This window comes from Leucobacter aridicollis (assembly GCF_024399335.1).
In the GTDB taxonomy this organism is placed as follows: Bacteria; Actinomycetota; Actinomycetes; order Actinomycetales; family Microbacteriaceae; genus Leucobacter; species Leucobacter aridicollis_A.
In genome coordinates this window covers 1,331,581-1,346,003 of record NZ_CP075339.1, presented here as the reverse complement: position 1 = coordinate 1,346,003, position 14,423 = coordinate 1,331,581, and the positions used below count along the sequence as shown (strand labels likewise).

11 protein-coding genes are annotated in these 14,423 nt (G+C 66.2%); 4 read left to right on the top strand and 7 right to left on the bottom strand.

Translation table 11 applies throughout. The features are described from left to right. Window positions 1-127 precede the first annotated feature (127 nt). Window positions 128-1,711 carry a DEAD/DEAH box helicase gene (locus tag KI794_RS06005; RefSeq protein WP_370647867.1) on the top strand — a complete coding sequence of 528 codons (1,584 nt, stop codon included), beginning with the start codon at window positions 128-130 and terminating at the stop codon, window positions 1,709-1,711. Between the two features lie 139 nt (window positions 1,712-1,850). Here KI794_RS06005 and KI794_RS06000 read toward each other — a convergent pair whose 3' ends face one another. After that, window positions 1,851-3,302, bottom strand: coding sequence for a purine-cytosine permease family protein (locus tag KI794_RS06000; RefSeq protein ID WP_255809474.1), 1,452 nt, complete (start codon window positions 3,300-3,302; stop codon window positions 1,851-1,853). 157 nt (window positions 3,303-3,459) lie between these two features. After that, window positions 3,460-5,214: a DUF885 domain-containing protein gene (locus KI794_RS05995; RefSeq protein WP_255809472.1), complete on the bottom strand. Its 1,755-nt coding sequence runs from the start codon at window positions 5,212-5,214 to the stop codon at window positions 3,460-3,462. A gap of 94 nt (window positions 5,215-5,308) precedes the next feature. Here KI794_RS05995 and KI794_RS05990 point away from each other — a divergent pair, with 94 nt between their 5' ends. Continuing rightward, the gene (locus tag KI794_RS05990; RefSeq protein WP_119282949.1) at window positions 5,309-5,551 is read left to right on the top strand and encodes a hypothetical protein; all 243 of its coding nucleotides are present in this window, start codon (window positions 5,309-5,311) and stop codon (window positions 5,549-5,551) included. A gap of 228 nt (window positions 5,552-5,779) precedes the next feature. On the opposite strand, the gene KI794_RS05985 is transcribed toward KI794_RS05990, so the two are convergent. Beyond that, a complete protein-coding gene (locus tag KI794_RS05985) occupies window positions 5,780-7,300 on the bottom strand; it encodes an aminotransferase class I/II-fold pyridoxal phosphate-dependent enzyme (RefSeq protein WP_255809471.1) in 1,521 nt (506 codons plus the stop codon). A 123-nt stretch (window positions 7,301-7,423) separates the two neighbouring features. On the opposite strand from KI794_RS05985, the gene KI794_RS05980 reads away from it, so the two are divergent. After that, entirely contained in the window at window positions 7,424-8,359 is a 936-nt protein-coding gene (locus KI794_RS05980; protein ID WP_255809470.1) for a LysR family transcriptional regulator, read from the top strand. An 82-nt stretch (window positions 8,360-8,441) separates the two neighbouring features. Here KI794_RS05980 and KI794_RS05975 read toward each other — a convergent pair whose 3' ends face one another. Further along, a complete protein-coding gene (locus tag KI794_RS05975; protein WP_119282946.1) occupies window positions 8,442-10,199 on the bottom strand; it encodes an acyl-CoA dehydrogenase in 1,758 nt (585 codons plus the stop codon). A gap of 176 nt (window positions 10,200-10,375) precedes the next feature. On the opposite strand from KI794_RS05975, the gene KI794_RS05970 reads away from it, so the two are divergent. Continuing rightward, on the top strand, window positions 10,376-11,053 hold the full coding sequence (locus KI794_RS05970) for a TetR/AcrR family transcriptional regulator (protein WP_119282945.1): 678 nt from the start codon (window positions 10,376-10,378) through the stop codon (window positions 11,051-11,053). A 148-nt stretch (window positions 11,054-11,201) separates the two neighbouring features. Here KI794_RS05970 and KI794_RS05965 read toward each other — a convergent pair whose 3' ends face one another. From KI794_RS05965 to KI794_RS05955, 3 genes are read right to left on the bottom strand one after another with little or no spacing between them, the layout of a single operon-like run. After that, window positions 11,202-12,740, bottom strand: a complete 1,539-nt coding sequence (locus KI794_RS05965; protein ID WP_255809469.1) for a tripartite tricarboxylate transporter permease — start codon at window positions 12,738-12,740, stop codon at window positions 11,202-11,204. 1 nt (window position 12,741) lies between these two features. Further along, the gene (locus KI794_RS05960) at window positions 12,742-13,374 is read right to left on the bottom strand and encodes a tripartite tricarboxylate transporter TctB family protein (protein WP_119282943.1); all 633 of its coding nucleotides are present in this window, start codon (window positions 13,372-13,374) and stop codon (window positions 12,742-12,744) included. Continuing rightward, the gene (locus KI794_RS05955; RefSeq protein WP_370647866.1) at window positions 13,371-14,393 is read right to left on the bottom strand and encodes a tripartite tricarboxylate transporter substrate binding protein; all 1,023 of its coding nucleotides are present in this window, start codon (window positions 14,391-14,393) and stop codon (window positions 13,371-13,373) included. The genes KI794_RS05960 and KI794_RS05955 overlap by 4 nt, the downstream gene beginning before the upstream one ends. Between the last annotated feature and the right edge of the window lie 30 nt (window positions 14,394-14,423).

The following is a 14,423-nucleotide window of genomic DNA, read 5'->3' as shown; positions in this document are numbered from 1 at the left end:
CAGCTCCTGCTGTACATATTGACGGTACCGTGCGCCGCCGACAGTCGCCGTCGGTGAGCCCTGGCCGCTCGCTTCCGCCTCTCCACAGGGGAGCCAAGTAGACTGACACTACCGGGGGAAATCCTCCATGACCCACACCAACGCAGGAAGTACCAAACACCGCGTGACCACTCAGACTTTCGCCGACCTCGGCGTGCCCGTTCCCATCGCCCATGCACTCGACAAGAACGGCAAGACAGCTCCGTTCCCGATCCAGCGCGACACCCTCCCAGATACGTTGAAGGGGCGCGACGTTCTCGGCCGTGGCCGCACTGGCTCAGGCAAGACAATCGCGTTCGGCATCCCGATCGCGGCGAACCTCGCAGGCGGGGAAGCTGGTATCGCCGCGGGCGAGGCAGCGAAGAAGCGCCGCCCGTCGCGGCCCCGCGCGATCGTCCTCGCACCGACCCGCGAACTCGTCACGCAGATCGCCGAGACGCTCAAGATGCTGTCCGATCCCGTCGGGCTTAAGGTCACGACAATCTTCGGAGGCGTGCCGCAGCGCCGCCAGGAGGTCGCGCTCGAGGCCGGTGTTGACATCGTCGTTGCTGCCCCTGGCCGTCTCGACGACCTGCTCAAGCAGGGAGTACTGACGCTCGACGGCGTCGAGATCACCGTGCTCGACGAGGCAGACCACATGGCAGACATGGGCTTCCTCCCTGTCGTCACGCGCATCATGAACAAGACCCCGAAGCAGGGCCAGCGCCTCCTCTTCAGCGCGACCCTTGACAACGGTGTCGACAACATCGTGAAGAAGTATCTGCACGACCCCGTCATGCACTCTGTCGATTCGGCCGAGTCCCCCGTGCCGCAGCTGACGCACCATATCTTCGAGGTGTCGGGCAAGGGCCAGAAGGACGCCCTCATCGAGGCGCTCGCGAGTGGGACCACCCGGCGCATCCTCTTCACCCGAATGAAGCACCAGGCGAAGAAGCTCGCGAAGCAGCTTACGGCCGCCGGCATTCCAGCGGTCGAGCTCCAGGGCAACCTGTCGCAGAACGCCCGTGACCGCAACCTTGCCGAGTTCGTCTCGGGCGAGACGAAGGTGCTCGTCGCGACCGACGTCGCGGCTCGCGGTGTGCACGTTGACGGTGTTGACCTCGTCGTCCACATCGATCCACCTGTCGAGCACAAGGCGTACCTGCACCGCTCAGGCCGTACCGCTCGCGCTGGCAATGAGGGCGACGTCGTCACGATCGTGCTCCCCGAGCAGCGTGGCGAGATGCGCCAGCTCATGCGCGCGGCGAAGATCCACGTCACGCCGCTGCAGGTCGACCCGATGGCGAAGAGCGTCAACCGCGAGGTCCTCGAGCTCATCGGCGAGGTTGCTCCGCGCGTCGACCCGAAGCTCACCGAGCAGCGCCGTGCTGAGGCGCAGGCCGCACAGCAGCGCGCTGCGGGCCACAATCCTGCAGGGTCAGGATCCTCAACGGGAGCCAACGCAAAGCGCAAGCGGTCCCGCCGTGGCGGCGGAGGCCAGGGAGGCCAGGGCTCGGCAGCTGCCGGCCAGGGCGGACAGCGCTCGGGCGGCCAGCGGGGCGGCCAGGGGCAGCGGGGCGGCCAGGGGCAGCGCTCGGGCGGCCAGGGCGGGCGCCCCGGCGGCGCTCGGCCAGGCGGCCAGGGCGGTCAGGGAGGCCAGCGCCGCCAGGGTGGCGGCCAGCGCAGCGCCTAACCCCAGACGCGCCTCCCGAGTTGGCAGTTGTGGTCGCCTCAGATGTTTTGAGGCGACCACAACTGCCAACCGCAATGAGACCGCACCGGCTGAGCAGCGGAAGCCACCGCCTCAGCGAGGCTGGCGCTGAGCCAGGCAGCTACCGCCCGATCATCTCCTGCCGATGAATCTTCCCCGCACGCGCGAACCAGGCGACGACGAACGAGAGCACGAGCGCGAAGAACACGCCGAGGTTCGCGTAGGCCCACTCGCCGTCCTTGCCACCGATGAATCCGAGCAGGTAGCCCTGCCAGTTGTTCCAGGGGGCGTCGGCGGCGAAGCCGTTCGTCACGAAGCCCCAGCCGATCGCCGAGGCGGCAACGAAGATTGCCACCGAGATCCAGTCCCACGAGCCATAGCGGCCGCGGGCGTCGAACAAGGCGACCTCGTCGTAGTCGCGCTTGCGGCGAAGAATATCGGCGATCAGGATCCCTGCCCACGACGCGAGCGGCACTCCGAGCGTGATGAGGAAGCTCTGGAACGGACCAAGGAACCCCTCGGCGAAGAACACCACCCAAATCGTCCCCGCTGTGAGGATCAGCCCGTCGAATCCGGCGGCCGCGGGGCGTGGGATCCTGATCCCGAGACTCAGGAGCGTGAGCCCCGACGAGTAGATCCCGAGCACGGCGCCCGAGACGAGCGCGAGCACCGCCGTGAGCAGGAACGGGATCAGCACCCACACAGGCAGCAGCGTCGCGAGGGCGCCGATCGGGTCGTTTCCGACGGCGTCCATGAGCGCCGGGTCTGACCCGGCGAGCAACAGACCGAAGACGACAAGGATCACGGGCGCAAGCGCGCCGCCAATAGTGTTCCACAGGATGATCGACCCGTCGGAGGCATCACGGCGCTGGTAGCGCGACCAGTCGGCAGCAATGTTGATCCAGCCGAGGCCGAAGCCGGTCATCACCATGACGAGCGCGCCAATCACGTTACCGGTGCTCCCAGCGGGAATCGCCAGTACCGCGGCAAGATCGATGTGCGGGGCCGCGAGGAGGATGTAGAGGACCGTCACAGCACCGGTGATCCATGTCAGGATCGACTGCAACTTCATGATCGTGTGGTACCCGAGCACCGACGCGACGACGATGAGCGCGGCAACCACAATCGCTGCGATGAGTTTCACTGCGACGCCGCCGTCACCCCCAAGCTGCGTGATCACCGTGGCGGTCGCCAGGACAGCCATGATCGCAAGAAACGTCTCCCAACCGATTGACGTCAGCCACGAAATAATGCCGGGTACTTTCTGGCCGTGCACGCCGAACGCCGCGCGCGACAACACCATTGTCGGTGCCGATCCTCGTTTGCCCGCGATGGCGATGAGGCCGCACAGAAAGAACGATACGACGATGCCAATAATCGATACTGCCGTCGCCTGCCAAAACGAGATGCCAAAGCCAAGCACGAACGAGCCATACGACATGCCAAAGACCGAGACGTTTGCCGCGAACCACGGCCAAAACAGGTCCCTCGGTTTGGCGGTGCGTGCGCCCTCGGGCACGATCTCGATACCCGTGCGCTCGATGAGCGAGGGCGTTGGTTCTTCGTTGGACACGATTGCCTCCGTGACACGGTGAGCGCTCCCCCGTGGAGCACCCTTCGCGACAATCTTTGCAGACCTGCGCCGATCTCGGCAGACATAAAACGCGGCCCGCCAACCACCGCCCATGTGGGGTGGATGACGGGCCGCGCTGTGACGGCAGCCGCAGCCGCTAGCCCGCGAGTTCGCCGCGCATAGCTGCCTGCAGCGTGTCGAGTCTCGTGACGCCAAGCTTGAGCGCCTCGCGGTGGAAGTCACGAATGTCGAACTTGCCGCCGCTCTGCTCCGCACGAGCCTTCGCCTCGTCGCGCAGGTCCTCCCAGATGCGCTGCCCGATCTTGTACGACGGCGCCTGGCCCGCCCACCCAAGGTAGCGGAGCACTTCAAAGCGAACGAAGCTATCATTCATGTTCACGTTTTCGGCCATGAACTCGAAGGCGTACTCGCCGTCCCAGACGCCACCGCCGTCTGGGCGCTGCTTGCCCAGGTGCACGCCGATGTCGAGCACGACGCGGGCAGCGCGCATGCGCTGGCCATCGAGCATGCCGAGGCGGTCCGCGGGGTCATCGAGGTAGCCGAGCTGCTCCATGAGGCGCTCGGCGTAGAGCGCCCAGCCCTCGGCGTTGCCCGAGCTGCCCGCGAGCTGACGGCGCCACTCGTTCAGCGTTCCGCTGTTCACAACAGCTTGGCCGATCTGCAAGTGGTGGCCAGGAACACCCTCGTGATACACAGTGGTGAGCTCCCGCCACGTGTCGAACTCTGTGACCCCCTCGGGTACCGACCACCATATGCGCCCGGGGCGTGAGAAGTCGCTCGACGGCCCCGTGTAGTAGATCCCGCCCTCCTGCGTCGGAGCGATCATGCACTCGAGGGTGCGGATCTCCTCGGGAATGTCGAACTGGGTCGCTCCAAGCTCGGAGACCGCACGGTCGCTCGTCTCCTGCATCCACTTCTGCAGCGCATCGGTGCCGTGTAGCTTGCGCGAGGTGTCGCCGTCAAGGTGCGCGATCGCGTCGGCAACAATTCCCGGGCGCGGCTTCTCCCCGAGGATCTCCCCCGCGATGCGCTCCTGCTCGTCGACCATGCGGCGAAGCTCTTCTACGCCCCACTCGTAGGTCTCGTCGAGATCGACCTTCGCGCCAAGGAAGACCTCCGAGGCGAGCTCGTAGCGCTCGCGTCCAAACGCATCGGTTTCGGGAGCGTGCGCCGAGAGGTGCGTATCCAGGAAGTTGGCGAGACCAGCGTACGCCTCAGAGGCTGCGTCGGCGGCCTTCGCGAGATCCTGACGGAGCGACTCCGGGACGGACTCCCCCGCGCGCTCGGCGAGCTCCGCAAAGAACCCCCTCGGCCCCGCGGCCGGTGCCGCACCGTCTGGCACGGAGCCGCGTGGTTGAATGAGCGGCGACATCCCGGCGGTGCGGCGCAGCTGGGCGGCAACCTCTCTCACCTGGCGCAGCGCCGGAACCAGCCCACGCGCCACCCCTGCGTCGAGCGACTCGCGGTAGGAACGCATCGCCTCGGGCACCGCCGCCATGCGGGCAGCGATGTTCGCCCAGTCGCCCTCGGTGTCGCTCGGCATGATGTCGAAGATGTCGCGAACCTGCTGGCTCGGCGACTCGATGACGTTCAGATTTCGCAGCTCCTCGCCAGCGTCGTGGCGCGCGAGCGACAGCTCGAGTTCTGCCGTGAGGTCGATCTTCGTCACCCTGTCGACGTCGTCGGCTGGGGTCGCCTCGCGGAGCGTCGCGAGGGTGTCGCGCATGACTCCTGCGATAGCGTCGCTGCCCGCGGGCGAGAAGTCGTTCAGACGGGCGTGTGCGCTCTCGCGCCCAATGTAGCTGCCAGTGATCGGATCGTGTTCAGTCAGCGCATCGACCCAATCCTCGGCGATCTTGTCAATGGCTGTAGTTTCGCGTTCGAGACTCATGAATAGAGCTTATCCACGCGCCGTCGAAAAATAGGGCAGAATAGGAGGGTGCGCGGCAGGATGCCGTGCGCTCACAGATTTCTGAGGAGACACAGTGAAGATCCGCACACGCATTGCAACCGCCGCTTCTGTCGCGCTCGCTACCGTTCTGGTCAGCGCGCCCGCGTTCGCGTCGGAGGGCGTCGAGAAGGTCGACACGCACGCACCGTTCTCGGCAGCTGGCCAGCCCGTCGACGTCGTTGCGATCTCGATCGTCGGCATCGTACTGCTCGGCGTCGTGCTCGTCGGTTCGACGCTGATCGGCAACCTCTTCGAGAAGAACAAGAAGAAGGCCTAACGCTTTCGCGCACGGGGCGGGTGCTGGCAATTGCCGGGCCCGCCCTTTGTTGTACCCGGAAGCGGCGGCTGCGGGCCTCGGCCACCGGTGGTGGGCGGCGTCTGCGGGCCTCGGCCACCGGTGGTGGGCGGCGTCTGTGCACGGCCTAGTCCACCGGGCCGGCAGACATCAGGCCTGCCGGCTTGCGAGGCTTCCCAGCGCGCAAGCCGGCCTGACCGGGTCGTAGTACTAGTTGGCGCTTGCCGTTAGCGGGTCACGGACGACGCGGAACGTCGCAACGAGCGGGTCTGCAGCGCCGCGAACGTAGCCTGTCGGCGAGGCGGCTACCGCCTGCAAGAACGTCACTGTCTCCTCGGTGATCTCCTCGCCAGGCACCAGGTTCGGAATACCGGGAGGGTACGCCGCGAGTGTGTCGGCCGAGATCTGACCGATCGCCTGATGAGCCGTCACGAGGATGCTCTCGGCGAAGAACGCCGCGCGCGGCAGCATTCGGAGCGTGCCAGCCTCAGGCAGCTCGGGGAACGCGCCAAGTTCGCTTGGCCCGCCATTGCCCGCGACTGCCTCCTCAGCGACAGCTTCGAGACCGGCCATGACCCTGTCAAGGTCTGGGGTGGCGAGGGCGCCGATGACGGCCACGATTGTCGTGGCTGTCGACATCTCGAAGTACACGCCGTGCTCAGAGATCATGCGGTCGCGTACCCAGTGACCGCTGCGGCCTAGACGGCTCACATCGATCGGAATCCGCAGCGGATCGACGCTCACGATATCGGGGAAATCCCCGAAGTCATCACTGATGACCGTGAAGTGTTCGCTCGCCCGCAGACGTTCACGGAACTCCTCGGAGAGCTCGATCGAGCGGCCGATCTGCTCCTTGCCGTTCATTAGCGCGTGACGTGCAGAATCGAGCGAGCCCATGAGCAGCGCGCTCGCGGAGGTCGATGCGGTCATCGTGTAGGAGCGGTTCACGAGCGGCTCAAGCCGATCTGCGAACTCAGTGTCGCCCATGTGCAGCATCGCCGACTGGGTGAACGAGCCCGCGAGCTTGTGGGTGCTGGAGATCACGAGGTCGGCGCCGAGGCGGACGGGCGAGTCAGGGAGATCCTCATGGAACCCGAAGTGCGCGCCCCACGCGCCGTCGACGATGAGGGCAGCTCCGTGCGCGTGCGCAACGCGCGCGAGGCCTGCCACATCGGCCGTCGAGCCGAAGTAGCTCGGCGAGACAACATAGACGCTCTGCACTCCACGGCCAGCTTCGGCCTCGGTCGTGAGCGCCTCGTCGAGCACCTCGGGGGTGAGACCGTGCGCGATTCCGTGGTCGTGGTCGACGTTCGGGGCGACAAACGCTGGGATGAGGCCTGCGAGCAGCACGCCGTCGGTGAAGCTCGAGTGCGAGCTGCGCTGCATGAGTACCCGCTCTCCGAGGCCCCGAACCGCGAAGGCCGCGGTGCGGTTGCCCTGCGACGCCCCGTTCGTCAGGAACCACGTGCGACGAGCGCCCCAGGCGTCAGCAGCAAGTTCGAGTGCCTGTGCGAGCGGCGAGCCAGGTCCGAGGTCGATGCCGTCGAGCATGAGCGGCACATCGAGCTGCACTGCACGCTCGCCAAACAGGCGCGAGAGATGCTCGCCTCCGGCCTCTGGCGCACAGCCGTGCCCAGGCACCATCAAACTCTGCGGCCCCGCGTCCGCGAAGCGCTCGAGGGCGGACGCGTAGGGGGCGTCCTGCTGGGTCACATGATTCTCAATAGGCATACCTTTCATAGTGGCCCTGCGCCGGTGCCTGGAGAACCCCCGATTCAACTCCCTAGTGACATATACTGTATGTATCAGGGCGCTAATTTCCTCGCCTTGGCCTCAGCTATTCCGGGAGCACATGTGATCGACCTTCGCCAACTCCAAGCGCTCAGCGCCGTCGCGGCAGAGGGCTCCGTCGCGCGCGCCGCCTCCAGGCTCGGGTGGAGTCAGCCCACAGTCGACTATCACCTCAAGAACCTCGACAGGCTCGTTGGCACCGAACTCACGTCGCGCAGCAGCCGCGGTTCCCGCCTCACCAACGCGGGCCTACTCATGCTCGAGCGCGGCGAAGAGATCCTCGGACTCGCCGACCGCACGCTGACCGACGTGCGCGACCTCGCACAGCTCGGACACGTCAGACTACGGTTCGGGATCTTCCCGACCGCCGCCGCGCGGATCCTGCCTGGCATCGCCTCCAGGCTTTCGGAGCTTGGCATCGAACTCGATGCCACCCTCGCAGAGGTCATGCCCCTCGTCGGCGGCGTCAACCAGCACACGCTCGACGCAGCGCTCGTCTACGCCGCTGGGAGCTATGCCCTCCCCCTGCGCTCAGAGGTACACACAACCCACGTATTCACTGACCCGATGCTCCTCGCACTTCCGGCTCATCACGAGCTGGCACACGTCGAGGAGTTCGACACGGAGGCGCTCCTGCAGCTCGGTGGCGAGAACTGGGTGATGGGTTCAACACCCGGCGACACCCTCGACGACCTCGTCCGCGAGCTCTTCGACGAGACTCGCGTAAAGCTCACAGTTCCGGTGCGGACCGACGACTACGCTGTGGTACTCGGTCTCATCGCAGCGAATATGGGCGTCGCTTTGGTGCCAACACTCATGAAATCGAACGTGCCCGAGGGCGTGGTTCTGCGACCCATCGCCGACGCACGGTTCACGCGAGAGCTGCTGCTCGCGGCACCCGCTGGCCAGGCTGGCCCAAGCGCCGCGGTTCGCCAGCTCGCCGAGGCGGTGAGGCGCTCAATCAGCGCTCTTGACTCGCGGCACGTCAGCCAGGCATAGCGGCAGGTACCACGGAGCGACGCCTGCCCGCCCGCTACCAAAGCAGCGGCCGGGCAGGCGCAATTACACCCCAACAGGCGGGCTACTGGCCGATCTCGCCCGCGGCGACAGTCTCCGCTAGCGCGTGCACCTGGACGAGGTGATGCGCACTGTAGAAGTCCGCCTCATCGAGACGTCGCGCGTCGTCGGCCGTGCGTTCCCCGTGCGCGAGGACGGCGGTCGCGGTCATCGCGTGCATCCAGCCACCGATGAGCGTTGCAAGCAACTCCTGGAATGGCACGGACACTGCGTAGGCGTCGCGTGGGCTCGAGGCGAACCCAAGCAGCGCCTGAGTTGCACGCTCCGCTGCCGCCACGGCGCGCTCGGTGCGCTCTGCAACTCGGGCGGCAAGCGCGTCGCCCGTCGCGGACAGTGCCGCGATCTGCTCACGGATCATCTCGAACACCTGCCCGAGGGTCTGCCCCCCGTCGCGGAGCACCTTGCGCCCGACAAGGTCGTTCGACTGGATCGCCGTGGTGCCCTCGTAGATCGGCATGATGCGCGCATCGCGGAAGTGCTGGGCGGCGCCCGTCTCCTCGATGAAGCCCATGCCACCGTGCACCTGCACGGCGTCGGAGGAAATGTGCACAGCCTGCTCGGTGAGCCAGGACTTCAGGATCGGAACGAACAGCTCGGCAAGCGCCCCGGTTCCATCGGACTCAGCCCGGTCGTGGACGTCGCCGACAAGCACCGAGAAGGCACGCATCGCCGAGATGCGGCTCGCCATCGACACGAGCAGGCGGCGAACGTCAGGGTGCCCGGCGATGGGGGTGCCTGCAGGAAGCCCGATGACGGCGCCCTGCACCCTGTTGTGCGCGTACGCGAACGCACGCTGGTACGCCCGATCGGCCAGCCCGAGGCCCTGAACACCAATTCCGACGCGCGCCTCGTTCATCATGACGAACATGCCTATGAGGCCCTGGTTGAGCTCGCCAACGAGGTAGCCTGTCGCGTTCTCGAACTGCAACACGCAGGTGGGGCTCGCGTGAATTCCGAGCTTGTGCTCGAGACCGACGGTGACGACCGAGTTTCGTTCACCGGGCGCGCCCGAGGCATCGAGCACGAACTTTGGCACGACGAAGAGCGACAGACCGCGGTGCCCCTCAGGTGCCCCCTCCGTGCGCGCGAGCACGAGGTGCACGATGTTGTCTGCCACGTCGTGATCGCCCCAGGTGATGAAGATCTTCTGGCCGCTCACGGCCCAGCTCCCGTCACCGTTGTCGCGCGCCATCGTGCGCACGGCGCCCAGGTCACTACCGGCCTGCGGCTCGGTGAGGTTCATCGTGCCCGTCCACTCGCCACTCACGAGCTTCGGGAGGTAGGCGGCGCGGAGCTCGTCTGATGCATTCGCCTGGATCGCGCGGATCGCGCCGTGGCTGAGCGCGGGGCAGAGCGCAAACGCGGCGTTTGAGGCATTCCAGAACTCTGAGAGCGCAGCGGTGACTGATCCGGGGAGGCCATCTCCCCCCGCCTCTTCGGCGACCGATGCCGACACCCAGCCGGCCTCAGCGAACGACTTATAGGCATCCCGGAACCCCTCGGGCGTGCGCACGTTGCCGTCGACAAGCTGCGCGCCCTGCTGGTCACCGGAGCGATTCAGCGGCGCGAACACCTCGGCCGCGAACTCACCCGCGGCTTCAAGTGCGTCGCCGGCGTCAGCCGCGCTCAGTGCGTTGCCAGTGGCCCTGGCCACAACATCAGTGCCGAACGCTTCACCGAGCAGAAACGCGTAGTCCGCGACAGGCGGCACGTAGGTTTCAGCATCGGGAACAGTCTGCTGGGCGAAATTTGCGATTGCCATACTCGACACTCCATCGTTTGTCGTCCTGGGCGCCAGTGGTCGCGGCGCGTCTTCAGAAGTATGCCTGAGACTGAGTCTCAAATCAAGGCCACTCGATTCGACCACACGACAACTTCCGCACCACGAAAGCGAAACGTATGCGGCACCGGGTTTCACCGCTGTGCTAACTTTCCCCCATGGGCGCCCTCAACACAGCGAATACTCACACTGCACCTGACTCGCCGCAGGCGACGGCAGTGCGCTACCTCACCGAGCACGGCTACGAGCAGACCACAACGAGCAGCCTCGCAGACGCGATCGGCATGAGCCGCAGTACGTTCTTCAGACGGTTCGGCAGCAAGGAAGACGTCGTGTTCGCCGATCATGACTTCGCGCTGAGCCAGCTGCAGGAGCAGCTTGACGCGTCCGATCTCAGCGCGTCTGCGACGATCGCGCAGGGCACGCTGGAGGTGTCGCGGGTGCTGACGCGCGATCCTGTGACAGCCAGGATGCGCTCCCAGCTGCTCCGCAGCACGCCACTCTTGCGTGAGCGCGAGCTCGTCATCACCCATCGCTACGAGCGAATGTTTCAGCGCTACCTGGCGCGCGTCGCAGCACCCGGCACCCCCGACTGGGGTTCGATCGCGGTTGCCGCGGCCGTCGTCGCGGTCCACAACGCAGCGCTACGCCGCTGGATGAAGTTCGGCGACAATCATGCGTTCGAGGAGCTCGAGCGTGAACTCACCGACCTGATCGGCAGGTTCGCGCCCTGGTTTGGGGGCGAGCGCGGCGCCTCACGGGTCGTCGTCGCGGCGTTCGACGTGGGCGCCTCCCCCGACGACGTGCTGGGGAGAATCTCAGAGCAACTGCGGTGAGCTGCGCCGAGTGGTCGCTGGCGCGGCTCCAATCCCACGATCGTCTACACGCACCCAAACGACACAAGCTTCTGCAGGATTCGTGCGCTCGGACCCGGTCCGAGCGCACGAATCCTGCAGCATCTTTGATTTGGCGAGACGCCGGGTACTAGCGGAGTGCCGCCTCCTCTGGTGGACGCTCAGCACGCGCCCTGGCCCTGCGCGCCCGGATACGCCCGCTCACCGCGAAGCCGAGCACGAGCACGAGCAGCCCGTAGAGCGTGAGCACGATTGGACCTTGTACGAGCACGGAGAAGTCACCGTTTGCGCTCATCGCGGCATCGCGCAGACTCGTCTCTGCGAGCGGGCCGAGCACCATGCCAATGATGAGCGGTGCGATCGGGAAGTCGAGCGCCCGCATCAAGAATCCGACGATACCGACGCCGAGCAGCACGAGCAGATCAAATGTAGAGCCCGACGTAGCGTAGATGCCGAACGCGCAGAACACTGTGATCCCCGCGTACAAGTAGGGTCGCGGGATGAGCAGTAGTCGCGCCCACAGCATCGCGAACGGCAGGTTCAGGATCAGCAGCACGATCATCGCAATGAAGAAGCTAGCGAGCAACGCCCACACCAGATCGGGGGCGCGCTCGAACAGTAGCGGACCAGGCTGCAGCCCGTACTGTCTGAACGCAGCAAGCATGATGGCGGCGGTCGCCGAGATCGGCAGGCCGAGCGCGAGCAGCGCGCCCATCGCCATGCCAGTTGTCGAGTTCCCGGCCGCCTCCGGGGCCGCAAGGCCGCGGATCGCGCCGGTGCCAAACTTCGGTTGCGCGCGCCGAGCGTCGAGCCGCTTCTCGAGCCCGTATGCGAGGAATGTGGGAATCTCGGAGCCGCCGGCAGGGATCACTCCGAAGGGCAGCCCGATCGCGGTGCCGCGCGCCCAGGCCGGAGCTGCCTCGCGAAGCTCGGCGCGTGACAGCCACGGCCGCCCCTTGGGCCGAATGATCTTGCCACCCGAGACGTGCCGTTCGAGACAGGCAACGTAAATCACCTCGCCGAGCGCAAGGACGGCGACGGTGACGGTGACGAGCGAAATGCCGTCGAACAGGTTCGGCGAGTCCATCGTGAAGCGGGGCGCCCCGGAGACGCCGTCGATGCCAATGACCGCGATCCCCAGCCCGATGAAGAGCGACGCGAGACCCCTGATCGCGCTGTCGGTCACCACGGATGATGTCGCCGCGAAGGCGAACACTGCGAGCGCAAAGAACTCTGCTGGGCCGAACCTTGTTGAGAAGTCGGCGAGCACCGGCGCGAGGAAGACGACGACGACCGATGCCACGATACCGCCGATAAATGCGCCGATTGCCGCGGTCGCGAGGGCCTGCGCGGCGCGCCCGTTGAGCGCCATCTTGTGCCCTTCGAACGTCGAAGCAATCGCCGACGCCTGGCCCGGCGTGTTCATCAGGATACCCATTGTCGAGTCACCGAACAGGCCACCGAAGTACACGCCGGCGAACATGATGAACGCTGCTGTCGGCTCGAGCGAGAACGTGACCGGCAGCAGCAGCGCGACTGCCATCGATGACCCGAGGCCAGGCAATACGCCGACCGCGGTCCCGAGGACACAGCCGATGAGCACCCAGAGCAGGTTTTGCAGGCTCAGGGCTCCAGCGAAGCCGTCTAGCAGAAGTTGTAGTGTTTCCATGTCAGAACTCCCAGCCCAGAACGCCAGACGGGAGCGACATCCCGAGCGCCATGTCGAATGCGATGTAAACGATCGAGCTCAGCGTGAGGCCAACGATGAGGATCGCGAGCGGCCTGCGTGCGCCGAAACCGCGCGCGACGCCCCAGAACAGCAGCGCCGCGGCGATGATCCAGCCGAGGTATGGCAGCACGATGGTGAACGCGAGGAAGGATCCAATGACCCACGTGAGGGACGCCCAGTCGATCCTGACCGCGCGGGCATGCTCGGCACTGCCTTCCTCGGCGTCGCCTTCCTCGACATCGGCGCCTTCACCGGTGAGAATCGCGGGATCTCCAGCATCCGCCTGCGTCGCCGCGCGCTGATGCTCACGTAGCGCAGCGACCGCGAGCAGGACCGCGAAGAGTGTGAGCCCACCGGCGATGAGCGCTGGAAAGAACCTCGGGCCTGGGAACGCGGTACCTTCGGGCACCCGCATGGTGATCATGCCGACCGCGAGGTACCCTGCGAACGCGAGCAGCACAGCCGGCATGATGAGCTGCACGAGCAGCGCCCGGCCTCGATCCTTCCCCGCCGTCAGCGAAATCTCTTCGCCGATGACGGCGGACATCGCCGTCGGATTGTGTGAGTAACTCATTGCCCCATCTCCTCGTAGAGTCGCGTGATGCGCCCGCGTTCGTTTTCGAGGAATGCCGAGACGTCGGGGCCAACCATGAAGTGTTCGCTCCAGTGATAGCGCTCGACCGCGGCCAACCACTCCGGGGTGGCGACCGAATCCTCGATGAGCTCGGTGAGCTGCGCCGTCTCCTCGTCGGTAATCGCGGCGGGCGCCGCAAGCATGCGCCAGTTGGCGAGCGTGACATCGTACCCCTGCGCGCGCGCCGTCGGAATGTCGATGCCAGTAACGGGCTCCTCCGCGATGAGCGCGAGCGCCCGCAGACGGCCGGACTCGATCTGGTCGATGTTGTCCGGGTACCCTCCGGCGGCAGCCTGAGCCGTCCCGTTGAGCAGCGCCGCAACAGCCTCGCCGCCGCCGTCCGAGGAAATGTACGTGGTGTCGACGGGATCGATACCCGCCGCAAGGGCGAGGTCGGTCACCACGAGCTGATCGAAGGATCCGCCGCCGGTCCAGGGCACCGCCCCAGGGTCTTCCTGCCACGCGGCGACGAGTTCGTCGAGCGTTTCGTAAGGCGAGTCAGCGGGCACGACAATGACGTCGTACTCGTCGAACAGCACCGCAAGCGGTGTGACGTCATTAAGCGTCGCGGTCGAGTCGTACTGGATCGTTGCCGCGAGCAGCCCGGTACCCCCGACGAGTACCGTGTTCGCCCGACCCTCGAACCGAGTCATGTTTCCGAGCGCGATCGTTCCGCCCGCGCCTGGCATATTCACGACCTGCACGTTCGCGGTGAGGCCGTTCGCACGCTGCGCTTGCTGCATCTCGCGGGCGACAGTGTCCCAGCCGCCACCGGCGGCCGCGGGGGCCACGATCGTGAGCGACGACGTAATATCTTGCCCAGCAGACGCCGCGCTGATGGAACCGAAGGCGGCGACGCCGATCGCGGCCGCGGCGATCACGCCACCGATAAGCCTCGTGGCGGGCCTCGCCCGCCGTGTGTCTTCGCGCGGCTCTGCCGCGCTGGAAGGTTCTTCCACGGGTTTTCACTCCTTTGTGAGGGCGCCGGT